Origin of the sequence: Candidatus Oscillochloris fontis (assembly GCF_004138135.1) — a bacterium.
Lineage (GTDB): Bacteria > Chloroflexota > Chloroflexia > Chloroflexales > Chloroflexaceae > Oscillochloris > Oscillochloris fontis.
Genome location: NZ_RYFD01000001.1, coordinates 159245 through 183136 on the forward strand (window position 1 = coordinate 159245; position 23892 = coordinate 183136).

Annotated in this window: 15 protein-coding genes and 1 pseudogene; 9 read left to right on the forward strand and 7 right to left on the reverse strand. The window is 60.4% G+C overall.

Features of this window, described 5'->3' with window-relative positions:
• Positions 1–75: 75 nt before the first annotated feature.
• A pseudogene (locus EKD03_RS00645) lies at positions 76–831 on the reverse strand (DUF4058 family protein).
• A 332-nt stretch (positions 832–1163) separates the two neighbouring features.
• On the opposite strand from EKD03_RS00645, the gene EKD03_RS00650 reads away from it, so the two are divergent.
• The 5 genes from EKD03_RS00650 to fxsT all read left to right on the forward strand — a co-directional run bounded on the left by EKD03_RS00650 (position 1164) and on the right by fxsT (position 9244).
• The gene (locus EKD03_RS00650; protein ID WP_129626237.1) at positions 1164–2246 is read left to right on the forward strand and encodes an Mrp/NBP35 family ATP-binding protein; all 1083 of its coding nucleotides are present in this window, start codon (positions 1164–1166) and stop codon (positions 2244–2246) included.
• Positions 2247–2258: 12 nt separating this feature from the next.
• A complete protein-coding gene (gene moaA, locus EKD03_RS00655; RefSeq protein ID WP_129626239.1) occupies positions 2259–3266 on the forward strand; it encodes a GTP 3',8-cyclase MoaA in 1008 nt (335 codons plus the stop codon).
• Between the two features lie 61 nt (positions 3267–3327).
• Positions 3328–4593, forward strand: coding sequence for a glycosyltransferase family 4 protein (locus EKD03_RS00660; RefSeq protein ID WP_129626241.1), 1266 nt, complete (start codon positions 3328–3330; stop codon positions 4591–4593).
• A gap of 24 nt (positions 4594–4617) precedes the next feature.
• Positions 4618–4848, forward strand: coding sequence for a DUF433 domain-containing protein (locus EKD03_RS00665; RefSeq protein ID WP_129626243.1), 231 nt, complete (start codon positions 4618–4620; stop codon positions 4846–4848).
• 694 nt (positions 4849–5542) lie between these two features.
• Entirely contained in the window at positions 5543–9244 is a 3702-nt protein-coding gene (gene fxsT, locus EKD03_RS00675) for an FxSxx-COOH system tetratricopeptide repeat protein (protein ID WP_129626247.1), read from the forward strand.
• A gap of 374 nt (positions 9245–9618) precedes the next feature.
• On the opposite strand, the gene EKD03_RS00680 is transcribed toward fxsT, so the two are convergent.
• Both EKD03_RS00680 and EKD03_RS00685 read right to left on the reverse strand, forming a co-directional pair.
• Complete coding sequence (locus EKD03_RS00680) at positions 9619–11127, reverse strand: carboxypeptidase M32 (protein WP_129626249.1); 1509 nt, start codon at positions 11125–11127, stop codon at positions 9619–9621.
• 271 nt (positions 11128–11398) lie between these two features.
• Entirely contained in the window at positions 11399–12586 is a 1188-nt protein-coding gene (locus tag EKD03_RS00685; RefSeq protein ID WP_129626251.1) for a methionine aminotransferase, read from the reverse strand.
• Positions 12587–12860: 274 nt separating this feature from the next.
• On the opposite strand from EKD03_RS00685, the gene EKD03_RS00690 reads away from it, so the two are divergent.
• The 3 genes from EKD03_RS00690 to EKD03_RS00700 all read left to right on the forward strand — a co-directional run bounded on the left by EKD03_RS00690 (position 12861) and on the right by EKD03_RS00700 (position 16866).
• Positions 12861–14384, forward strand: a complete 1524-nt coding sequence (locus EKD03_RS00690) for an acyl-CoA synthetase (protein ID WP_129626253.1) — start codon at positions 12861–12863, stop codon at positions 14382–14384.
• Positions 14381–15442: an alpha/beta hydrolase gene (locus EKD03_RS00695; RefSeq protein ID WP_129626255.1), complete on the forward strand. Its 1062-nt coding sequence runs from the start codon at positions 14381–14383 to the stop codon at positions 15440–15442. The genes EKD03_RS00690 and EKD03_RS00695 overlap by 4 nt, the downstream gene beginning before the upstream one ends.
• A gap of 272 nt (positions 15443–15714) precedes the next feature.
• Entirely contained in the window at positions 15715–16866 is a 1152-nt protein-coding gene (locus EKD03_RS00700; protein WP_129626257.1) for a glycosyltransferase family 4 protein, read from the forward strand.
• A gap of 77 nt (positions 16867–16943) precedes the next feature.
• On the opposite strand, the gene EKD03_RS00705 is transcribed toward EKD03_RS00700, so the two are convergent.
• The 4 genes from EKD03_RS00705 to EKD03_RS00720 all read right to left on the reverse strand — a co-directional run bounded on the left by EKD03_RS00705 (position 16944) and on the right by EKD03_RS00720 (position 22557).
• On the reverse strand, positions 16944–17732 hold the full coding sequence (locus EKD03_RS00705; protein ID WP_129626259.1) for a succinate dehydrogenase/fumarate reductase iron-sulfur subunit: 789 nt from the start codon (positions 17730–17732) through the stop codon (positions 16944–16946).
• Positions 17733–17795: 63 nt separating this feature from the next.
• Positions 17796–19736, reverse strand: coding sequence for a fumarate reductase/succinate dehydrogenase flavoprotein subunit (locus EKD03_RS00710; RefSeq protein ID WP_129626261.1), 1941 nt, complete (start codon positions 19734–19736; stop codon positions 17796–17798).
• Between the two features lie 208 nt (positions 19737–19944).
• Positions 19945–20670, reverse strand: coding sequence for a succinate dehydrogenase cytochrome b subunit (locus EKD03_RS00715; RefSeq protein ID WP_129626262.1), 726 nt, complete (start codon positions 20668–20670; stop codon positions 19945–19947).
• 270 nt (positions 20671–20940) lie between these two features.
• Complete coding sequence (locus EKD03_RS00720; protein WP_129626263.1) at positions 20941–22557, reverse strand: ATP-binding protein; 1617 nt, start codon at positions 22555–22557, stop codon at positions 20941–20943.
• Positions 22558–22872: 315 nt separating this feature from the next.
• Here EKD03_RS00720 and EKD03_RS00725 point away from each other — a divergent pair, with 315 nt between their 5' ends.
• Entirely contained in the window at positions 22873–23823 is a 951-nt protein-coding gene (locus tag EKD03_RS00725) for a glycosyltransferase 87 family protein (RefSeq protein ID WP_129626265.1), read from the forward strand.
• Positions 23824–23892: the final 69 nt, after the last annotated feature.

Sequence of the window (23892 nt, forward strand, 5' to 3'; positions counted from 1 at the left end):
ATCAGGTTGACGCCAAGACGCAAAGGTTTTGTTGTAGGCTTTGCGCCTTGGCGTCTTGGCGTCAAAATCGGAAAGTCACACCGCACGCAGAATCTCCTCGGCCCATGCCGTATCGGCTTCGTCCAGGGGCGGTTCGGGGGGGCGTTTGTAGTCGAGGCGCAGATCGTAGCCGCTACGATCATACAGCGCGTGCAGAAGCGGCCCCAGATCTACCAGCGGCTCGGTATCGTTGGGCAACAGCGGCAGGTGGAAGGTCGGGATTGGCTGGCGCACACTAAAGGGTAAGAGCAGCGAGCGGGGGCGCTTATTGCCCCGACTGATCAAGATCCGATAGTCGCTGCGGTCATTCCAGCCCGACATGGGCATCGGCTCACCCGCCCGCAAAAGATCCACCTCCACCAGATGCGTCAGCGAACTCACCACCGCATCGCGCTTGCGCAGATACTGCTTGCGCCCCTCACCAGGGCGCTTGTTGGTCGGTGAGAGCAGTTACAGCATCGTCACCACATTCCCGGTCGCCGAAGCACGCACCTCCAAGTAGGTCTCGCGCATCAGATCGGACATCTCGACCATCCCACTTGTTTCAGCCTTGGCCGCATACTGAAGCGCCTGCGCATACCCCGGCCCCACCACTGCCACATCCGCCCGCCCCGTAAAGACCAGATCGCTCGGCTCGATCAGGTAGGTGCGTTCCTCAATGGAGACATAGTAGCGTGGCCGTAGTGGTGGGGCAATTGCATCTCGCAAAGCAACAATCAGACTGTTATGCACATCCGGCCAGATGATCGGATGCTCCAACCAAGGGTCCATACCAGGAAAGGGTGTGGGCATAGGAACCTCCTTTGGGTGTGGGGGTAACTATGCTATCAGTATAGCATGGGCCTATTCGGGGTATGGGTCATGTCACCTCCGGTGGGGGTTCGGGGGCGGCGCAGCCGCCCCCGAAGATATTTTTTGGTATGTTTTGGCGGCGAAGCCGCCAAAACATACCAAAAATGGGGTTTGGGGCGTAGCCCCAAGAACTTTGCACATGCCCTGGTGGCGAAGCCTCCCCAGACGCCACAGAGAAACCAAACCTGCTATAATAGAATGCAGTAGGTAGAGGCTCCGGGTGAGTAATCGCTCCCCGGCCTTTTGTCATTTTTTGTGATCGAGGAGTAACCATGGGCCAGCAGATCAGCGAGCAGCAGGTACTTGCCGCGTTGAGCCGTGTGCAAGAACCGGAGCTCGGCGGCGATCTCGTCTCGCGGCGGATGATAAAGAATGTGCAGGTTGATGGTAGTGTCGTCAGCTTTACGGTAGAGCTCACGACCCCCGCCTGCCCACTCAAGGGCCAGATTCGTAGTGAGGTTGAGGCGGCAGTACTCGCCATCCCCGGTGTGACGGAGGTCAAGGTCGAGTTTAGTGCCAATGTACGCCAGCATGCCGGTATTCCGGAGCAGGCCGTGATTCCTGGGGTGGCGAATGTCATCGCCGTGGCCGCCGGGAAGGGCGGGGTGGGCAAGAGTACCGTGGCGGCCAACTTGGCGGTCGCACTGGCCCAAGAAGGGGCGAGTGTTGGCCTGCTCGATGCGGATGTCTTTGGCCCCAGCCTGCCGCTGATGTTGGGGATTACAGGCCAGCCTAACGCGGTAAGCGATGAGAATGGCCAAGCGGTGATGTTGCCCCTAGAGGGCTATGGCATCAAGACGATCTCGGTTGGGTTTTTGATTGACGAGAACCAGCCGGTGATCTGGCGCGGGCCAATGGTGAGCCAGTTGTTGCGCCAGTTCCTCTACCAAGTGGCCTGGGCACCGTTGGATTACCTGATTATTGATATGCCCCCCGGTACGGGTGATATTGCGCTCACCTTGGCCCAGAGCCTGCCACTCACCGGCGCGGTGATTGTCACCACCCCGCAGACGGTGGCGACGATTGATGTGATCAAGGCGATGGAGATGTTCAAGAAGGTGAATGTGCCCCTGATTGGGGTGGTCGAGAACATGGCCTACTTCCTTGCCCCCGACACGGGTACGCGCTACGACATCTTCGGTTCGGGTGGGGCGCAGCGGGTGGCAACCCAACTGAATGTGCCACTTCTGGGCCAGATCCCGCTGGGGATGGCGGTGCGTGCCGGTGGCGATAGCGGCCATCCCGCTGTGATTAGTGATGCCCCCGATGCCTACGCCGAGGTCTTCCGCGAAGTGGCGCGTCAGGTCGCTGGTCGTATTTCGATCATGAAGTACGCAGGGAGTGCACAATCCTAGAGGAGTGCCAGCATGCCCGATCACCCAACGCTGGGTGAACCCGCCCATGATAGCTATGGTCGGCGGATTGATTACCTCCGAGTATCACTGACCGACCGCTGTAATATGCGGTGTGTCTACTGCATGCCCACTGTGGGCATGCAGTTTGTTCCTCGCCCCGAACTGCTCACCAACGCCGAACTCATATGCGTACTCCAGGCCGCCGCTGCGGTGGGCTTGCGTAAGATTCGCCTCACCGGCGGGGAGCCACTGCTGCGCCCTGGCTTGGTTGATCTGGTGCGAGCGATCAAGGCTATTCCTGGGATCGAACAGATCGCCATGACCACCAATGCGCTGCGGTTGGACGAGTTGGCACTACCGCTGCGTCAAGCAGGGCTGGATCGGGTCAATATGAGTATTGACAGCCTCGATCCGCACAAATTCCGCCGCATGACCGGTGGCGGGAGCCTTGATGAAGTTTGGGCGGGGGTGCGTGCCGCTGACGCTGCGGGCTTGCATCCGATCAAGCTGAATGCGGTGGTGGTGCGCGGTATGAATGATGATGAGGTGGTGCAACTCGCCGCCCTGACGCAGACCTACCCCTGGGAACTGCGCTTTATCGAGGTGATGCCGCTCACCGGGGTGGCTGGTCTGGCCGATGCGGGGGTGATCAGTAGCGCCGAGTTGATCACGCGGGTTGAGTCCCACTTCGGCCCGCTCGAACTGCTCAGCCACGACCCCCACGATCCCGCACGTTGCTATCGTATCCCTGGTGCAGCGGGCCAGATTGGGTTTATTAGTGCGGTTACCGATCCCTTCTGTGCCACCTGTAACCGCATGCGTCTGACTGCCGAAGGTCGCTTGCACCTCTGCCTGCTGCGCGATGATGAGGTTGATCTGCGGGCGGCGGTGCGGGGTGGCGCGAGCCAAGCCGAGTTGGCCCAGATCATCCGCGACGCTGTCAGCGCAAAGCCATGGGGCCACGGCTTGCCCGATGGGGTGCGCCCAACCTTGCGGGGGATGTCGCAGATTGGGGGGTAGTAGGGGCTAGGGCCACGTCAAATGCAGCGGGCAGTGTAACTGTTCACATGTGGAATACGCTATGCACATCCTCCATGTTGTCCAACTCTACCACCAGGCCAGCGGTGCGGCACGCTACTTTATTGAGATCGGGGCGCGGTTGGCGCGTGAGGGCCATCGGGTGACGGTACTCTCGACCGATGCGTTCGACCTCGAACATTTTTGGGCCACCGGCAAGCGCCAGATGACTGAGCGCGAGGAGGATCTGGGTGGGGTGCGGGTGTTGCGCTTCCCGGTGCAGCGCGCCCCTGGCCCGGCGATCATCTACCCGGTGCTACGCCGCCTCATGCTGGAACTGGGCCGCACTGGGCGTCCGAGCATCCCGCTGCTGCGACGGATGGCCACGCTCACCCCACGCCTGCCCGCGCTCCAGAACTACCTCGCCACCAACCCCGATCTGGCCGATGTGGCGGTAGTCCATACCACCAACATTACGCTCGATTTTGCCATCCTGCCCGTGGCGCAGTGGGCCAAACAGCGCCGGATTCGCCACATCTGTACCCCCTTTGTGCATCTGGGCGAACCGGGCAACCCGCAGATTGTGCGCTACTACAGCATGCCGCACCAGATCGATCTGCTGCGCCAGTGTGATGCCGTGGCCACCATGACCGATCTCGAACGCGATTTTCTGCTCGCACGCGGCCTACAACCGGCCCGCGTGCATACGGTCGGTGCCGGGGTGACACCGGCGGAGTTGGCCGGGGGCGATGCGGCGCGTTTCCGCCAGACCCACGCTATCAGCGGGCCTATCGTGCTGAGCCTGGGAGCCGCCGCCTACGATAAGGGGACGGTACATGTGTTGGAGGCTATGCGGCGCTTGTGGGCGGCGGGTATCCAGGTGACGTGGGTGCAGTGTGGGCCGCTCTTGGGGCACTTCGAGACCTTCTATGCCAGCCTTTCTGAAGCCGAACGCCGCCAGACCCGCGTGCTGGGCTATGTGAGCGATGCGGTGCGTCACGACGCGCTAGCCGCCGCCGACATCTACGCCCAGCCCTCGCGCACCGACAGCTTCGGCATCGCCTACCTAGAGGCGTGGTGCTACGGCGTGCCGGTGATTGGAGCCAATGCTGGCGGCGTCCCGGCGGTCATCCGCCACGGCGTAGATGGGCTACTCGTCCCGTTTGGGGATGTGGCAGCCCTGGCGGGGAGCATCGAGCGCCTGCTGAAAGATCGGGAACTTGCGCGCAGCTTCGGGGCCATCGGGCGGGCGCGAGTCGCCGAGACGATGACCTGGGAGGCGGTGTATGCGCGGGCGCGGGGGTTGTATGGGGGTGACATGCTACAATAGATTTAAATCATAAGGAGGCATTCGATGAAAGAAGCATGGAGACATCTTGCAGCCGTCGAATCACACCCTGATATTGTAAGTGGCGCATGGGTCTTTCGGGGAACACGAGTTCCGGTTGCAGCGTTGTTTGAGAACCTGCGCGATGGCGCAACCATAAACCAATTTCTTGAATGGTTCCCCGGTGTCCAACGGGTTGATGTGGAAGCAGTACTCGACTACGAAGTTGCGGTGTTGAGTATACGGGCAGCAGCATGAACATTCTCTTTGATCAAGGCACGCCTGTCCCGCTTCGAAGATACCTCGGCACTCACATAGTTACCACAACCTATGAACGTGGATGGGCGGAACTTACCAATGGTCAACTTCTCGCACAAGCTGAATTAGTTGGTATTGACCTGCTTATTACAACCGATCAGAATCTCCGATACCAACAAAACCTGAGTACCCGTCGCATCGCGATTTTGGTGCTTTGCTCCACATCTTGGCCTAAGATACAGATACATCTTGATGCTGTTCAAGCGGCTGTTCAACGGGTTGGTGTGGGTACCTATGAAGAGGTGGTTATCGGGTAGGGGCGCGTCGCGGTGCGCCCATGGGTAGGGTGGGGCACACGGGCGGGGGCGCATCACGACGCGCCCCTACGTTTTCTTCCTCTGCGCACCTCCGCGCCCCTCGGCGGTTAAAAATCGGGGTCATATTCTTCTACCGCAGAGAACACAGAGGTACGCAGAGGGGAGACCAAAGTGTACATCCTCTGCGTACCTCTGTGTTCTCTGCGGTGAACAGCCGGAATAATCTGCGCAATCTGCGGATACATAACGCGGGGGCGCATCACGATGCGCCCCTACGGTTCTTTCTCTGCGTCCCTCCGCCTCCTCGGCGGTGAATAACCGGGGTAAGCCTATGCTATCATACGCACAGATCCGTGCTCTGATCGAACGAGGGGGCTATGCCACTTACTACGCTCACCCTGACGATCCGCAGGCATACCGATGGTACCCGCTGGGTGGATATGGATGTGCGCAGCGATCAGAGTGATGCTGCGAGCCAACTGGCATCCCAGCGTTCGTTCGTCCTGGATACCGAGGCTCTGCTGGCAGTGCAGAATGACTCTGCACGCTACGGGCGTTTGCTGGCAGCGCAACTCTTCGCCGATCCGCAGGTGCGCACGGCGTGGCTCCAAGCCCGCGCCTATGCCGCCACGGGGGATCTGCAACTGCGGCTCCATCTTGATGCCGCTGATCCAGATCTTCATGCGATTCGGTGGGAGACGCTGGCCGATCCGCAGAGCGACGACCCGCTTGCGCTCCATCAGCGGGTGCGCCTGGTGCGCACGCTTGCGAGTTCCGATCTGACGCCGGTGCGCCTGCTGCCCCGCCCCGATCTCTGGGCGTTGGTGCTGGTGGCCAATCCGTCCGACTTGGAACGCTTCAAGCTGGCCGAGGTGGACGTGGATGGTGAGGTGGCGCGGGTACGCACTGCCCTCGGTGCTATTCCACTGCGTATTCTGGCGGATCACCCCGATGCGGTGGGGCGGGCGACACTGGCCAATCTGCTGCGCCACCTGGGTGATGCGCCACCGTTGGTGCTGCTCATCGCCCACGGGACGTTGCGTAACCGCCAGCCGATCCTTTGGCTGGAACAGGAGGACGGCACGGCCCATCAGGTGGATGGCTCAGAGGTGGTGCAGGGCGTGGCGCGTCTGTCGGCGCGCCCGCTGCTACTGGCGCTCTTGAGTTGCCAGAGTGCCGGGCGCGGCTACACCGACACGCTTCAGGCATTGGGGCCAGCACTGGCCCAGGTTGGCATCCCGGCGGTGCTCGGTTTCCAAGGCAACGTGGCCATGAGTACGGTCAAGGTGCTGTTGCCCGCGCTCATCCGCGAGGTGCGCCGCGATGGCCAGATTGACCGGGCGCTGGCGGCGGCGCGTACCGCCCTGGGGCCAGACCAGCCCTGGTGGCAGGCGACGCTCTGGCTGCGGACGGATGGGCGGCTGTGGGTGGCAGCGGAGATGCGTAACGTAGACCCCCAGGCGATCCTGGCATCCATGCCCCTCGACACCATCCCCGATGTGGCTCCGTTACCCTTCGGCTCGCGCATGCCCTTCAGCCGCAACCCGCACTTTGTCGGGCGCGGTGATGATCTCCGCTGGCTGGCAGCGATGCTCAAGGAGGGCGTGACCGCCGCGATTGGCCAGGTCGCCGTTGCCACCGGGCTAGGTGGTATCGGCAAGACCAACCTCGCCACCGAGTTTGCCCACCGCTACGGGCAGTTCTTTGTTGGCGGTGTCTTCTGGCTTAGCTTTGCCGACCCTGCTGGCGTTCCCGGCGAGATCGCCGCCTGTGGAATGGCCCTCGATCTCCCTGGTTTTGCCGACCTCAAAATGGACGAGCAGGTGCAGCGGGTATTCGCCGCGTGGCAGGAAGCGCTACCGCGCCTGCTGATCTTCGACAACTGCGAGGACGAGGCGCTGCTTGCGCAATGGCGACCAAAGAGCGGCGGGTGCCGGGTACTGGTGACGAGTCGTAAGGCGACCTGGAGCCGCAGCCTGGGAATAACGGTGCTTCCGCTAGGAATCCTTAGTCGGTATGAAAGCATCACCCTGCTGCACAAACACCGCCCCGACGTAGACGAGGATAACCCAGTGTTCAATGAGATCGCCGAAGAATTGGGCGATCTCCCGCTCGCACTCCATTTGGCCGGGAGCTTTTTGGAGACCTACCAGCATAGCTCTATTTTTGGTGACCCAGCCGATTTTCTGGCCGAACTGCGCGATCAGCACCTGCTTAACCACGACGCGCTGAAGGGGATTGATGTTACGCACTCAACTACTAACCATGATCTGCATGTGGCGCGCACCTTCGCCCTGAGTTATAACCAACTTGCCCCTAGCAATCCGGTAGATACCCTAGCCCTCCGGATGCTGGCCCGTGCCGCCTGCCTTGCTCCAGGTGAACCTATCCCGCGTGATCTGCTGGTCGCGGCACTGGAGATCGCCGAAGGCGACCGCAGTGTACAGCGCCAGGCCGAGAAAGGGCTGCTGCGTCTGGTTGCGCTGGGCTTATTGGAGTCCGTTGAAGTGCATACATTGCGTATGCACCGCTTGGTGCGCCGGTTTGTTGAGCAGGTAGGCACCATGGATGAGGCACACAACGCTGTGGCAAAACTGATCTTGTATCTCGCAGATATGTTGATACAGCAGCAAAATGCCACTGCTGCAATAGAAATTCAGCATCACATACTCGCTGTAACTGAACATGCCATAGCTACACAAACCCCTAATGGTTATCACCTCTGCAACGAAGCAGGACGTTGCCTTAATCTGGTAGGTGATTTTGACAATGCACGCTATCTATTTGAGCAGGCTCTTGGATTGTTAGAGCTACATGATCAGGATAACCTAGAGGATCGTGCCAATATATTACAGAATCTTGGCGGGCTTTTTTGGGATCTCGGTGCGTATAACGAGGCACGGCAAGTCTTGGAACAAGTAGTAGAGATTGATGAACAACAACATGGGCCAAACAATCCAATTCTTGCGAGCAGTCTGAATGCACTTGGTATGATCATACAAGATCAAGGAGATTACCCGTCGGCGCTCCCGTTGCTGAAGCGTGCCTTGGCCATCCGCGAACAGACGCTGGAGTCCAGCCATCCTGATACCGCCGAAAGTCTGAACAATTTGGCCGGACTCTTCTATGCAGTGGGCGACTACGCGGCGGCGCGACCGCTCTACGAACGTGCCCTGGTGATCCACGAGGCGACTTTTGGCTCGACCCATCCCACTACTGCTACCAGTTTCAACAATTTGGCTTTGATCCTGCAAGCGGTGGGCGACTACACAGCGGCACTCCCATTCTACGAGCGTGCCCTAGCGATCTGGGAAGCGACCCTTGGCCCGACCCATCCCCAGACGGCCGCCAGCCTCAGCAACTTGGCCGAACTCTTCCGGGCGATGGGGAACCACACGACGGCATGCCCGCTTTCCGAACGCGCCCTGGCGATCTATGAGACAACCCTCGGTTCGACCCATCCCGCTACCGCCCAAAGCCTCAACAACTTGGCCATAATCTTCTATGCGGTGGGCGACTACGCAGCGGCGTACCCGCTCTTCGAGCGTGCCCTAGCGATCTGGGAAGTGACCCTCGGCCCAGCCCATCCCCATACTGCTCTGTGCCTGAACAACCTCGCCGAAATCTTCCGGTCGCAGGGCGACTATGCGGCGGCGCTCCCGTTCTTCGAGCGTGCCCTGGCGATCTGGGAAGCGACCCTTGGTCCGACCCATCCCCATACTGCTCTGTGCCTGAACAACCTCGCCGAAATCTTTCGGGCACAGGGCGACTATGCGGCGGCACGCCCGCTTTCCGAACGCGCCCTGGCGATCTATGAGACAACCCTCGGTTCGACCCATCCCGCTACCGCCCAAAGCCTCAACAACTTGGCCATGCTCTTCTATGCGGTGGGCGACTACGCAGCGGCTGCTGATCTGATGCGCCGTGCTTTGGACATTTTGAAGTTGCGACTTCCATCCAATCACCCACATATCCAGACATGCCAGCAAAGCCTTGCAGTCATTGAGCAAAGTCTTGTAGGCAATGAGGCACTACCCTCCGCTGATGATTCGCGGATTGCCCAGAATGATTCTTCCTAGTCATATGGTGGGCGATGGGCGGCGTGCCGTGGGATTCTTCCTCTGCGTCCCTCCGCGTCCTCGGCGGTTAATCATCGGTGTCACCCAAATGCACGGAGACGGCCCAGCGGGCCGTCTCTACCGGCGTCCGGGGGGCATTGGGAGGGGGCCAAATGCACGGAGACGGCCCGCCGGGCCGTCTCTACCCGGTTCCTCTGCGTCCTCAGCGGTGAACAACCGGAATAATCTGCGTAATCTGCGCAATCTGCGGATACATAACGCGGAGGCGCATCACGACGCGCCCCTCCGCGTTCTCGGCGATGAACAACCGGAATAATCTGCGCAATCTGCGCAATCTGCGGATACATAACGCGGAGGCGCATCACGACGCGCCCCTACCCGATCTGATACATCGCCCCGTACTTCTTGCGCAGGTACGCCATATACGGGCCAATGTCCAGCGGCCCGCCAGTGGTGCGCTGGAGCAGTTCGTCGGTGGTGAACTTGCTGCCATGCGTGTAGATCTGCCGCTGCAACCAACCATGCAGCGTCCCAAACTCACCCTGGCTGATCTCCGACTCAATCGTGGGCTGGGCGGCGCAGGCCGCCGCAAAGAACTGCGCACTCATGATGTTGCCCAACGTATAGCCCTGGAATGCCCCACCGATTGGCCCACTAAACCAGTGGACATCCTGAAGTACCCCGTTGCTGTCGTTGGGCGGGGTAATGCCCAGATCCTCGCGGTAGCGTGTGTTCCACGCCTCTGGCAGATCCTTCACCTCCAGGCTACCCTCTAGCAACGCCAGTTCCAGATCGAAGCGAATCATCACGTGCAGGTTGTAGGTCACTTCATCCGAATCGGTGCGGATGAGCGAGCGCTGCACCTTGTTGATCGCCCGGTAGAAGGTGTCGAGCGGGGTATCGGCAAGCTGCGCGGGGAAGGCCGCCTGCAACTGCGGGTAGTAGAACTCCCACATACTGCGCGAGCGCCCCACTAGGTTCTCCCACAACCGCGATTGGCTCTCGTGGACACCCGCTGAGGTGCCGTTAGCCAACGGGGTGCCCTCGAAGGTGCGCTTGATGCCCTGCTCGTACATGGCATGCCCCGACTCGTGCAGCGTGCTGAACAGGCCGTCGCTCAGATCATGCTCGTTGTAGCGCGTGGTGATGCGCACATCCCCCAACGAGAACTTGGTCATGAAGGGGTGGTGGGTCAGATCCTGACGCCCGCGCTCAAAGTCATAGCCAAAGGCGCGGATGATCTGCTCACCAAATGCCTTCTGCTGCGCCGCTGGGTAGTGGCGGTGCAGACAGACATCATTGGCCGGAGCCTGCGCGGTAATCGCCTGCACCAGTGGCACCAGTTCCGCCCGCAACTGGGTAAAGATCGCTCGCACTGTCTCAGCACGCATGCCATAGTCGCTCATATCAATCAGCGGATCGGCGATGTGCTGATAACCAGGGAAACAGTTGGCAATCCGGCGACTCAGATCGAGTGTGCGCTCCAGCAGCGGGCGCACAGCAGCAAAATCGTTCGCCGGGCGGGCGCGTGTCCAGGCATCGTAACTGGCCGCACTATGCGCCAACATCTCGCCGATCAGATCCTCAGGAATGCGCACCTGCTGCTCGTAGGTACGCCGTGCCACCCGAATCAGCGCCGCGTCATCCGCGTCGGCGTCGAGGCTCTCCGCATAGGGCTGCAAATCCTCCAACAACGCCCCGATCTCCTCGTCGGTGGCTTTCTGGTGGGCGATCCGCCCGATAGTCGCCATCTGCCGCCCGCGTGCCTCAGCGCCGCCCGCAGGCATATAGGTGCTCTGGTCCCACCCCAAGAGCGCTCCGACCATTTGCAGATCGAAGACTTCGCCTAACCGCCGTTTGAGTTCCTCTAACTGCTGCTCCATACTATCCCTCCTACTAGTAACTGTTCACACTTCTCCTAGCATTCCGGTTTTGACGCAAAGACGCAGAGGCGCAAAGCCTTCAATAAAACCTTCGCGTCTTTGCGCCTTTGCGTCAATCAGAAGCTTCCTTTACCCCAAGTGTGAATAGTTACTCCTACTACAGGTTTTGACGCAAAGACGCCAAGGCGCAAAGCCTTCAAGCTAGACCCCGATCCAAATCTTTGCGCCTTGGCGTCAAGAAGAGAATGCTGTCTACCCCACGTGTGAACGGTTAGTGATTCATCACCTCCAAGCGACCCGCCGCTGCGCGCAGGGTCTCCAATTTCTTTGCAAAACAGAAACGAACCAGCAAGGGCAGATCCTGATCGTTGGCGTAGAAGGCCGAGAGCGGGATCGCCGCCACCCCCACCTCACTGGTCAACCAGCGGCAAAAGTCGCGGTCATTGCCGAGCGGGGTCTGGCTGATGTCGGCCAGCATGAAGTAACTGCCCTCAACCGGCAATGGCGGCAAACCGACATCGTGTAACACCTGGCGCAACACCTCGCGCCGCTCGACATATTCAACCCGCAACTGCTCGTAATACCCGCGCCCCGCCGCCCGCTCCAAGCCCACCGCCACCGCCGCCTGCAAGGGCGTCGCGGTCGCAAAAGTGATCCACTGGTGCGCCGCACGCAACGCGGCGCTCAACTCCGGCGCGGCTACCACATAGCCAATCTTCCAGCCGGTCAGGCTGAAGGTCTTGCCGGTGCTGTTGATCGTCAAGGTGCGCTCCCACATTCCCGGCAGGGTGGCGATGGGAATGTGCTGGCACGGTTCAAAGATGATCTGATCATACACCTCGTCGGCGATCACCAGCACCTCATGTTCGATACAGAGCGCGGCGATCTGCTCCAGTTCCGCCCGCGTAAAGACCTTACCCGTCGGGTTGTGTGGGCTATTGAGGAAGAGCAGCCGCGTGCGCGGCGAGAAGGCAGCCGCTAGTTCGGCGGGATCAACATACCACGTCTGCGGGCCGTCGGCATGGGGCGGGCGCATGCGTACATAGCGCGGGACACCCCCGGCCATCACCACATCCGGCACATAAGCGTCGTAGAAGGGTTCAAAGATAATCACCTCATCGCCCGGATTGATCAGGGCTTGAGTAGCAGCAAAGAGCGCCTCGGTTGCCCCACTCGTGATCGTGACTTCATGATGGGGATCAACCGCACGCCAGCCATTCGCCTGCCACGTCGCCGCTATCGCCTCACGCAAGCGCGGCAGACCGAGGTAGGGCGCGTACTGGTTGAGATCGGCATCAATCGCCTCAATTGCGGCGACCTTCAGCCACTCCGGCCCGGCAAAGTCGGGGAAACCCTGCCCAAGATTGACCGCTGCGTGCTGGGTGGCCAACGCACTCACCTCAGCAAAGATCGAGGTACCGAAACTGCGCACGCGCTCGGCGGCGTGGATGGTGGACATAACTGCTCCCGTCCATAATGCAAAAAATTCTACAACTCATCACACTTCTCCTAGCATCCCGGTGTTGACGCAAAGACGCCAAGGCGCAAAGCTCTCACTATAGGCTCCATCAAAACCTTTGCGTCTTTGCGCCTTTGCGTCAACACGAGGATTCGGTTTCCCCCAAGTGTGAACAGTTATGATCTTGAGCTATGGTACCACAGAGCGAGAATGGTATAATACCGTCCGAGACCCCGCTCCTCCCCCGCGAAGACGACCAACAGGAGGTACACCGATGCAGATGTTTCTCGGTGATTGGCTGCGTCGTCGGGCGCTGCTAACGCCGGAGAAGGTAGCTCTGCGCGATGCAGAGGCCGATCTGGCCCCGATAACCTATCGGGAGTGGGACGCTCGCGCCGGACGGACGGCAAACTACCTGCGCAGTTTGGGCGTGGCACGTGGCGACCGAGTGGCGGTACTGGCCTTCAATTCTCTGACCTATCTAGATGTCTGGTTTGCGTGTGCCAAGCTGGGCGCGATTATGCAGCCGCTCAACTACCGCCTGACTGCGGCGGAGTTGCTTGCGCTCCTTACGGATGCGACGCCCATCGTGTTGCTCTATGGTGTCGAATTTGCTGAAGTGGTTGCCCAACTGCACGTCTATCCATCGTCGGTGCAGCACTGGATCGATCTGGAGCCGGGGCTGGTGCTGGCGCGCCAATCCTTCCCGGCGGAGATCGAGCCGCTCGAACTGAACCGCGATGACCCCTGGGTGATCTGTTATACCGGCGGGACAACCGGTATTCCCAAGGGTGCCGTCTTGACCCACGGGAGTATCGCCGCCAACGCGGTCAATACGGTGGCCAGTTGGGGGCTGACGCCCGATGATGTGGCGATCCTCAACGCTCCGCTCTTCCATACCGGTGGGCTGAATGTCTTTACCGCGCCGCTCGTGCTGGTCGGTGGCTGTTCGATAGTCTGCAAGGGCTTTGAGGTTCATCAGGTCTTCGATCTGATTGCCCATGCCGGGGTGACGATCCACTTTGGCGTGCCCACCATGTTCATTGCCATGCAGCAGCACCCGCGCTGGGCCGAGGCCGATCTCTCGCGCCTCAAGCTACTCATCAGTGGCGGTGCCCCCTGTCCGCTCCCCGTCTTCGAGGAGTTTTGGCGGCGCGGGCTGGATTTCAAGACCGGCTATGGTCTGACCGAGGCTGGCCCCAACACCTTTTGGTTGCCCACCGCCGATGTGCAACGCAAACCAGGCGCGGTCGGCTTCCCGCTCTTCTTTGTGGATGTGCGCATCGCCGATTCAAGTGGCCACGAGCTTGGCCCCAACCAAGTCGGCGAACTGCTCATCCGGGGGCCACACGTCTGCAAGGGCTACTGGGGCCGCCCCGATGAGACGGCGCGCACCATCGTGGATGGCTGGCTCCACACCGGCGATCTGGCGCTGCGCGATGCTGAGGGCTACTACACGATTGTCGGGCGGCTCAAGGATGTCATTATCTCTGGTGGCGAGAACATCTACCCCGCCGAGGTGGAGAGTGTCTTGGCGGGGCACCCAGCGGTGGCCGAGGTGGCGCTCATCCCCGCCCCCGACCCGCATTGGGGCGAGGTCGGTTGGGCCGTGGTGGTCGCCCGCCCCCAGATGACGCTCACACCCGATGATCTCCTCGCCTATGCCGGGGCGCGCCTCGCACGCTTCAAACTCCCCAAACGGATCATTCTGGCTGCGGCCTTGCCCAAGACAGCAGCGGGTAAGTTGGATAAAAAGACGTTGCATCAGATGTATGTTCCAGCCGAGGAGTCCATATGAGTAGCATCCCCTTGATGCCCGGAATCAGCGCACAGATGGTCACAACTCCACGCCTAGCGATCCATGTGCGCAACAGTGGCCCCGACGATGGCATTCCCGTCCTCTTCATCCACGGCAATAACTCCTGCGCCACCTACTGGGAAGAGACGATGTTGGCGCTGCCCGCCACCTTTCGCGCCATCGCCCCCGATCTGCGCGGCTATGGCGATACCGAGTTCAAGCCGATTGATGCAACACGCGGCTGCCGCGATTGGGTAGATGATCTGCTTGGCCTGATGGACACACTCGATGCGGAACACTTCCACGTGATCGGTCACTCGCTGGGTGGCTCGGTCTGCTGGGCGCTGCTGGCCGCCGCCCCCGAACGGCTGCTCAGTGTCACCCTGGCGGCACCGGGTTCGCCCTACGGCTTTGGCGGCACCAAGGATGTAGCTGGTAGCCCCTGTTGGCCCGACTATGCCGGTTCAGGCGCGGGCTTGGTGAGTGCCGAGTTTGTGCGCCGCGAAGGTGCGGGGGATCGGAGTGAGGATGAGCCAAAGACCGCCCCCCGCGTGATTATGAACACCTACTACTGGAAGCCGCCCTTCCGCCCGGCACGCGAGGAGGAACTGCTCTCCGGGTTGCTCAGTATCAAGGTGCGCCCCGACAACCACCCTGGCGATAAGGTGGCGAGCGAACATTGGCCCGGCATCGCGCCGGGGCGCTTTGGCCCCAATAATGCCCTGTCGCCCAAGTATGTGGGCGATAGTGTCGAACGTATCCTAGCTTCGGCGATCAAACCGCCCATCCTGTGGGTACGTGGAGCCGACGATCAGATCGTGAGCGATGCCAGCCTGTTTGAAATCGGAACGCTAGGGCAACTCGGTGTCGTTCCGGGTTGGCCGGGGGAAGCCGCCTTCCCACCCCAACCGATGCTGAGTCAGACCCGGCGCGTTCTCGAACGCTATGCCGCTGCGGGCGGCACCTTCCGCGAACTGGTACTGGCCGAATGTGGCCATACGCCCTATCTGGAACACCCAGAGGCATTCAACCGCGCCTTTCATGCCATAATCACGTAGAGACGGCCCGGCGGGCCATCTACCGGGTGCTCCGGTGGGGGTTCGGGGGCGGCGAAGCCGCCCCCGAAGATCTTTTTTTGGTGTGTGTTGGCGGCGAAGCCGCCAACACACACCAAACATTGGGTTTAGCATTGTAGGGGCGAAGCATCGCCCGCCATAGAGCAGGGGAACTCGAACGAGAGTGGCGGGCGATGCTTCGCCCCTACTTGCACCGCACCATGAACGTGGTATAGTGTGCCCGTCAAACCACAATGAGGAGTGTAAACAAAGACGTGCAGGTGCTTATTAACGGGAATTTCTGGGGCCAACCCAATGTCGGGAGTGGTCAATACCTCCATGGTCTGTTGCGCTGGCTGCCCCAAGTTGCCCCACAGCATCGCTACCTACTCCTGCGCCCTGCGACCGATGCTGCTGGTCCAGACCTCCCACCCGGTGTTGCCGCCCTTGCGCTGCGCACCCCCTTTGATCGCATCAACCGTAATCTCGCCAAGCTCTTCTTTGAGCAGATCGCCCTCCCGACGGCGGCAGGTCGCCTCGCACGCCGCAGTGACTCGGCGGTGCTCTTCATTCCCTACTTTGCTCCGCCCATGCGCTCGCCCATCCCGGTCGTCACCACCGTTGGCGACATTATCCCGCTGGTGCTGCCAGAGTATCGCGGCGGCCCGCACGTGCGCGCCTATATGCACCTCGTCCGCCGCACCGTGCGCCGCAGTAGCCACATTCTCACCTTCTCCCAGGCCAGCCGCGATGACATCATTGTGCGCCTGGGGCTGCCCGCCCGCCGCGTGACGAGCGTGTTGCTCGCCGCTGGCGACCAGTACAGCCCCGGTGATCCCGAGGCTGCCCGCGCCGAAGTTGCCCAGCGCTACGGCATCACTGGCCCCTTCGTCTACTATGTCGGCGGCTTGGATGCGCGCAAAAACCTCGGCGTCCTGTTGCGCGCCTTCGCCCTACTCCGTTCGCGGGGCGTGCAGGCCACCCTCGCCATCGCCGGGCGTGCGCTGGGCCGGGATCGCCGCCTCTTCCCCGACCTTGACGCGACGATTCGCGATCTGGAACTGGGATCAGCCGTGCAGCGCATCAACGTCCCCACCGAGGATGGCCCGCTGCTCTACCGCGCCTGCGCCGCCTTCGCCTTCCCCTCGCGCTATGAAGGCTTCGGCCTGCCACCCCTAGAGGCCATGGCCTGTGGCGCACCCGTGGTCGTCAGCGACGCCAGCAGCCTCCCCGAAGTGGTTGGCCCCGCCGCCCTGCGGGTTGACCCCGATGATGTCCTGGGTTGGGCGGCGGCGCTCGGTCGCCTCCTGAGCGACTCACGCCTCAGTGCCGATATGCGCGAGCAGGGCTTGGCCCGCGCCAGCCAGTTCTCCTACCGCCGCGTCGCCGAAGAGACCGTGGCAGTGTTGCGCAGCGCGGCGCGGTAGAGACGCAACATCTTGCGTCTCTACTCTACCGCGCCGCAACATCTTGCGTCTCTACCGCGCCGCAACATCTTGCGTCTCTACTTCTTCTTCTGCTCCAGCGTCTTCGCCGCCAACCCGGTCGGCTCCAACCCCTTGAGCGACGCCACGATCAGATCGCGGTTCATGCGCGCAATCACGTCCAGCGAGATCTGCTTCGGGCAGACCGCCGAACACTCGCCGATGTTGGTGCAGCTTCCGAAGCCCTCGGCATCCATCTGCGTCACCATATTCAGCGCCCGCTGCGAACGCTCGGCCTGCCCCTGCGGCAAGAAGCCCAGGTGCGCGATCTTCGCGCCCACAAAGAGCATCGCCGATGCATTCGGGCACGCCGCCACACACGCCCCACACCCAATACAGGCCGCCGCATCCATCGCTAGTTCCGCCGCCGGCTTGGGTACCTGCACCGCGCTGGCATCTGGAGCCGACCCAGTCGAGACACTAATAAAGCCGCCCGACTGAATGATGCGGTCGAATGCCTCGCGATCCACCGCCAGATCCTTAATGATCGCGAAGGGCTGGGCACGCCACGGCTCAATCGTGATCGTGTCGCCATCCTTGAAGCTGCGCATATGCAACTGGCAGGTGGTCACGCCCTGGTTTGGCCCGTGCGCCACACCATTGATCATCAGCGAACACATGCCGCAGATCCCCTCGCGGCAATCATGGTCGAAGGCAATCGGATCTTCGCCCTTGAGGATCAGATCCTCATTCACCACGTCCAACATCTCCAAAAAGGACATGTCCGGGCTGACATGGGGGGCTTCATAGGTTTTGAACGCGCCGGTGCCATTCTTCTTCTGGCGCCAGACGTTAAGGGTGAGCTTCATGTCGCTATGGCTCCCAGTAGTGCGGCATGATCCCGGTGCGCCACCGGGATCATGCCCCAAACATTACTTATAACTGCGCTGGCTTGGGTGGACGTACTCGAAGGTGAGTGGCTCTTTGTTCAACTCCGGCTTGGCCAGGTTGCCCGTATAGCCCCACGCGGCCACATACGAGAAGTTCGCATCATCACGCTTCGCCTCGCCCTCTTCGGTCTGGCTCTCCTCGCGGAAGTGGCCCCCACACGATTCGGTACGGTTCAGGGCGTCAATGCAGAGGAGTTCCGCCAACTCGAAAAAGTCGGCGACCCGCCCGGCCTTCTCCAACGACTGATTCATCTCCTCGTTGGCTCCTAGCACCTTCACGTTCTGCCAGAACTCTTCGCGCAGCGCAGGGATACGCGCCAGCGCCCTGCGCAGCCCGGCATCATTGCGCGCCATGCCACACTCGTCCCATAGCAACTTGCCCAACTCGCGGTGGAACGAGTCGACGGTGCGCTTGCCATTCAGGCTCAGGAACTTCTTCACCCGCCCGGTCACTTCTGCCTCCGCCTGGGCAAACTCAGGCCGGTCGGTACCCATACCATCGGGCTTGATCTGGGCCAGGAAGTTGCTCAGCGTGTAGGGCAGCACGAAGTAGCCATCAGCCAACCCCTGCATCAGCGCCGAAGCCCCCAGCCGGTTGGCCCCGTGATCGGAGAAGTTGGCCTCACCAGCCACAAAGAGGCCGGGGATGTTGCTCTCCAAGTTGTAGTCTACCCACAAGCCACCCATGGTGTAGTGGATGGCCGGATAGATGCGCATCGGCACTTCATACGGATCTTCGCCCGTAATCTGCTTGTACATGTCGAAGAGATTGCCATAGCGCTCGGCAATCACCTTCTTACCCAGGCGCTTAATTGCATCCGAGAAATCTAGGTAGACCCCCAAGCCCCCCGGCCCGACGCCCCGGCCCTCATCGCAGACCTGCTTGGCATTCCGCGAGGCCACGTCACGCGGGACGAGATTGCCGAAGCTGGGGTAGCGATTTTCCAGGTAGTAGTCGCGCTCAGCCTCAGGAATATTCTGCGGCGTGCGCGTATCACCCTTCTTCTTCGGCACCCAGATGCGCCCGTCGTTCCGCAGCGACTCACTCATCAGGGTCAACTTGCTCTGATGATCGCCCGTCACCGGGATGCATGTGGGGTGGATCTGGGTATAACAGGGGTTGGCGAGGAAGGCACCCCGGCGGTGTGCGCGCCAAATCGCGGTAGTATTACAGCCCTTGGCGTTCGTGCTCAGGTAGAAGACGTTACCATACCCGCCGGTGGCCAACACCACCGCATCGGCAACGTGGCGCTCCACCTTACCCGTTACCATGTCGCGGGTGATGATACCGCGTGCGCGATCACCCACCACCACCAGATCGAGCATCTCGGTGCGCGGGAAGAGTTTCACTGTCCCCGCCGCCACCTGACGCGAGAGCGCTTGGTACGCCCCGATCAGCAACTGCTGGCCCGTCTGTCCACGTGCATAGAAGGTGCGGCTCACCTGCGCCCCACCGAAGGAGCGGTTATCCAGGTAACCACCATACTCACGCGCAAAGGGCACGCCCTGGGCCACACACTGGTCAATGATATTCACCGAGACCTGGGCCAAGCGGTGAACATTACTCTCACGGGCGCGGAAGTCGCCGCCCTTGACCGTATCGTAGAAGAGGCGAAAGATGCTATCGCCATCATTGCGGTAGTTCTTCGCCGCATTGATACCACCCTGAGCGGCGATGCTATGCGCACGCCGGGCGCTATCCTGGTAGAAGAAACACTTGACGTTGTACCCCAACTCACCCAGAGTCGCTGCGGCGGCCCCACCGGCCAACCCCGACCCAACCACGATCACCGTATAGCGCCGCCGGTTGGCCGGATTGACCAGCTTCATATCGAAGCGATGCGTATCCCAGCGCTGCTCAATCGGCCCGCTTGGCACCTTCCCATCCAGGATGCGCCCCGGTACCGTCTTTGAATCACTCATGTCATCTAGCTCCTACGTAACTGTTCACACTTGGGAGAACAGAAGCCTTGTGTTGACGCCAAGGCGCAAAGACGCAAAGGTTTTGATTGAAGCCTCTATTGAAATCTTTGCGCCTTGGCGTCTTTGCGTCAAAATCGGGATGCTAGGAGAAGTGTGTACACTTACGCTCCTACGCAGAGTTGACGTGGTGTGAAATGCGACTAACCGCTTACAGACCAACGATCCCGGTCATGACCGCAATCGGGAAGAACATATTGGGCAGAATGATGATCGCCGTCACCACAATCGCCACCCCACGCCACATGCCAGTATACTTCTCGTTATTCAGCCCCAGGGTCTGGAAGGCGCTCCAGATGCCATGGAAGAGGTGGAAGCCCAAAAAGCCCATGGCCAGAATGTAGAAGAACGAGACCGGCCAGACCTGGAAGCCCAATACCACATTGCTGTAGGCATTAAACTCGCCATGCTTCTCGGCAATATACTCGCGCCCCGGCCCATACCCAACCATCCCAAAGGTGAAGTGCAACAGGTGGTAGACGATGAAGAGGAAGATTACGATCCCACCATAGCGCATCGTATAGGCCGCATAACCGGTGCGGCGCTGCTTCTGGGCGTAGCGCTTCATCGAACCAACACCGTTGGCATAGGCGCTCTTCTGGCTCTGCCCGGTCAGGGCCATGGCCGACCAGATGTGGCCCACAACGGAACCGAGTAGCACGACTCGCATTACCCACAGTAGATGCTCATGCCCCAACACGGGGTGCCCCAGTTCACGCAGCCCGGCAGCGTAGGCGTTGAAGGCTTCTGCACCGTAGAACATCTTGGTGTTGCCATACATGTGGATCACCAAGAAACTCACCAGGACGATCCCGGTGACGGCCATGATGACCTTTTTCCCAATTGACGAACGATAGAGCGTCAGCACCCCTGTCATCTTTTTCGTTTCCTTCCATAACGCATACGCAAGCGCGGTGCCACCTTGAGGGGAGATCAAGGCAACACCACGCACAGACGCTGCTGTAGGTGGTTCCCAAGCCCAAAATCGCGCACATGTCCCCAGAAATAATAGCGTCGGGGAATTATAGCTTAAAGCAAGGGGCTTGTCGAACCCTATGATTGTTAGAACGATCAGATCTCTATTGTCGCCAAAGATCTATTTGGTTGTTTTGTGGCCACGAAGCGGCCACAAAACAACCAAACACTACTACATATCCAACCGCACCTTGGCCCCGAAGTTCTTCTTGTCCTTGCTGGGGAAGTAGGTCAGACACGCCGCATCCAGCAGATCCGCATTCATCGTCGGCGTCTCCATGTTGTATTTGGCAATCGAGATCATCTGATCGAGGATGTCACGCGGCTGGCACATGCGGAAGGGACGCTCATCGGGCTTGTACCACTTGTTGATCAGGTAGTCTACCCCGCGCTCTTCATAGGGAACTTTGCGCACCTTACACATGATCTTCCAGATCTCACGGTACTGGCGCTCGGTCGGGTCAATGATCTCGAACTTGAACTTGATACGCCGTAGCAGTGCGTCATCGCCCAAATCCTTGGGATCAAGGTTTGTACTGAACATAATGAGCTGATCAAAGGGGATCTGCATCTTCTGACCCGTCACCGTGTTCAGGTAGTCGTAGCGCTTCTCCAGCGGCACGATCCAGCGGTTGAGCAGGTCGAAGACGCGCACCTGTTGGCGTCCAAAGTCATCAATCAGGAAGATGCCACAGTTGGCCTTCATCTGGAAGGGTGCCTCATAGATCTTCGAGGTCTCATTGAAGATCAGATTGAGTTGCTCCAGCGTCAACTCACCACCCACCACCACCACCGGGCGGCTCACCCGTGCCCAGCGCCGATCATAATCGGCATCTTCCGCCCAGGCATTGCGCGGCGGCTCATGCACAATCGCATCGTACATCTTGATCACCGCGCCATCCGCGTAGACCGTGTAGGGGATGAAGATGTCATCGCCCATCAGGTGGGTGATGCGTTCAGCAATCGTCGTCTTGCCATTCCCAGGGTAGCCGAAGAGCATCATCGAGGAGCCGGAGTTGACCGCCGGGCCGACCATGTTCAGGATCGATTCGTCAATCACCAGCCCCTCAAAGGCGTCGCGGATGTTCTTGCGCGTCACCTTCACATTCTTTACCGTCTGGGTCTTCACCGACTCGACCCAGCGGTCGAGCGTCACCGGGCATGGCCCGGCATACTGGGTCTTGCCCAGCGCTGCTTGGGCCGCCTCCATGCCGCGTGGGGTCAGTACATACTCATAGTTGATGTCGCCAAACCCGCGCTGACCAATAATATCAATCTGCTCAATATTGCGCAGGTCAATAATCACCTGCTCGATAATCGCATAGAAGAGGCACATCTCTTCGGCGATTTGGCTCCCCGTTAAGCGCCCCTTGTTGTAGAGAATACGCAGGAAGTGTTCGGTGAGGAAGGTGCGGTTCATCCCCGTATCTTCGATGGTTTGCGGTTGCGGGGGCGTGAAGCTGTTCCGCAGTTGCGGGCGTGCTTCGTCTTCGGTGGGTGGAGGGTCGCCTATTGCTTGGAGCGCAGCAATATTCTCACCCCGGCTACGCGCCTCCTGAATCAGCTTCTCAACGTCCTGCACATGCATTGTCAGGTGCAAGAGCGCATCGGTGTCGCTGCGCGCCTGCGCCTCCTTCAAACAAGCATAGACCGCCCGCGCTACGGTATACTTGACTCCATCAATGTAGAGATGGTGCAGATATTCGGTACCCCGTACATAGCAGTCGCGTGGATGAAGATCACGAGCGAGCATCTCTTCGTATGACTTCTGATCGAGCAGAACGCGCATACTCTTCCCCTTGGTCTTGGTTGGTTTGCACTATCTAGGTTAATCATCGTACAGTATAGCTGTAGGGTGCAACCGTAATTTGCCGTATGAGCAGGGCATGTGCAAAGTCACCTCCGGTGGAGGTGCGGGGGCGGCGCAGCCGCCCCCGCAGAAATTTTTTGTGGTGTTTTGGCGGCGCAGCCGCCAAAACACCACAAAAAATGGGGCTTGGGGCGCAGCCCCAAGGACTTTGCACATGCCCTGGCCGTATGAGCTTCTACAGCTTCCCGGAAGCTGTAAGCTTCCGGGAAGCTAGGGGTACAGAGGACATCCACTGTGGAACAGATCTTCGCTGACTGGCGTTCATTGATGGTCGGTATCCAACTCTGGCTAGAGGGGGCCAACCCGTATGCCAGTTACCCCCACCCGGTCTTTCCGGGCCGTATGGTGAATGCGGGGTGGTACGCCTACCCACCACCAACCCTGTTTCTCTTTACACCCCTGGCGCTGCTCCCCTGGCCGCTGAGTAGCGCCATATTGCTTTTGGCCTCGATCATCCCCTTTGAACGTTGGACTCGCCAGACGAGCTTACGTACCGGGTTGCCCTGGCTCTTGCTCTGGCTGCCCTTGGCCCAGGGGCTTTGGATCGGTCAGACGACGCTGCTCGCACTCGTGGCGCTACTCTGGGGCGAACGTGCTGCCCACGAACGCCAGGATGTGCGTGCGGCGTTCTTACTCGCGCTGGCGCTGCTTAAACCGCAGATTGGGATCGTGCCCATCGCCTGGCTGCTGCTCGAAGCGCTCTGGCAGCGCCGCTGGCGTCTGCCCCTCGCCTTCACGCTGATCAACCTCGTGTTGTGGGGTGGGACGGCGCTGCTGGCTGGGCCGCAGATCTACGTGCAGTGGCTCGGTGGCCTCATGAACTACGACCAGTTCTTACCCAATCGCCCGCTGCTCTTTCCGCCCTTCGGCATGATCCTGGGCGCACTCGCGGTCTTCTTCTGGTACCGCCATGGGCGTGGCGATATGTTTGGCCTCGCGCTACTCTTCAACACCCTGATCTACCCACTCTCGGTTGTCTATAGCGCCAGTGCGCTCGCCATGGTCGTCATCCGCTGGAATCCGCGCTGGCCCTGGTACCCACTCATCCTCAGTTGGCTCATCCCGATGCTCGTCCCACTCGCCCAGCGCACCCCCGACAGCATCGCCGGGATGACCCAAGCGATTATTGCGACTGCGCTGCTCACCGCGCTACTGCCCCAACTGCCAGGACAGCAGCGCAAGTAGGGGCGAAGCATCGCCCGTCAGTGTAGTGCAGGTTTCCCTGGTTTCATGAAGGGCGACGCTTCGCCCCTA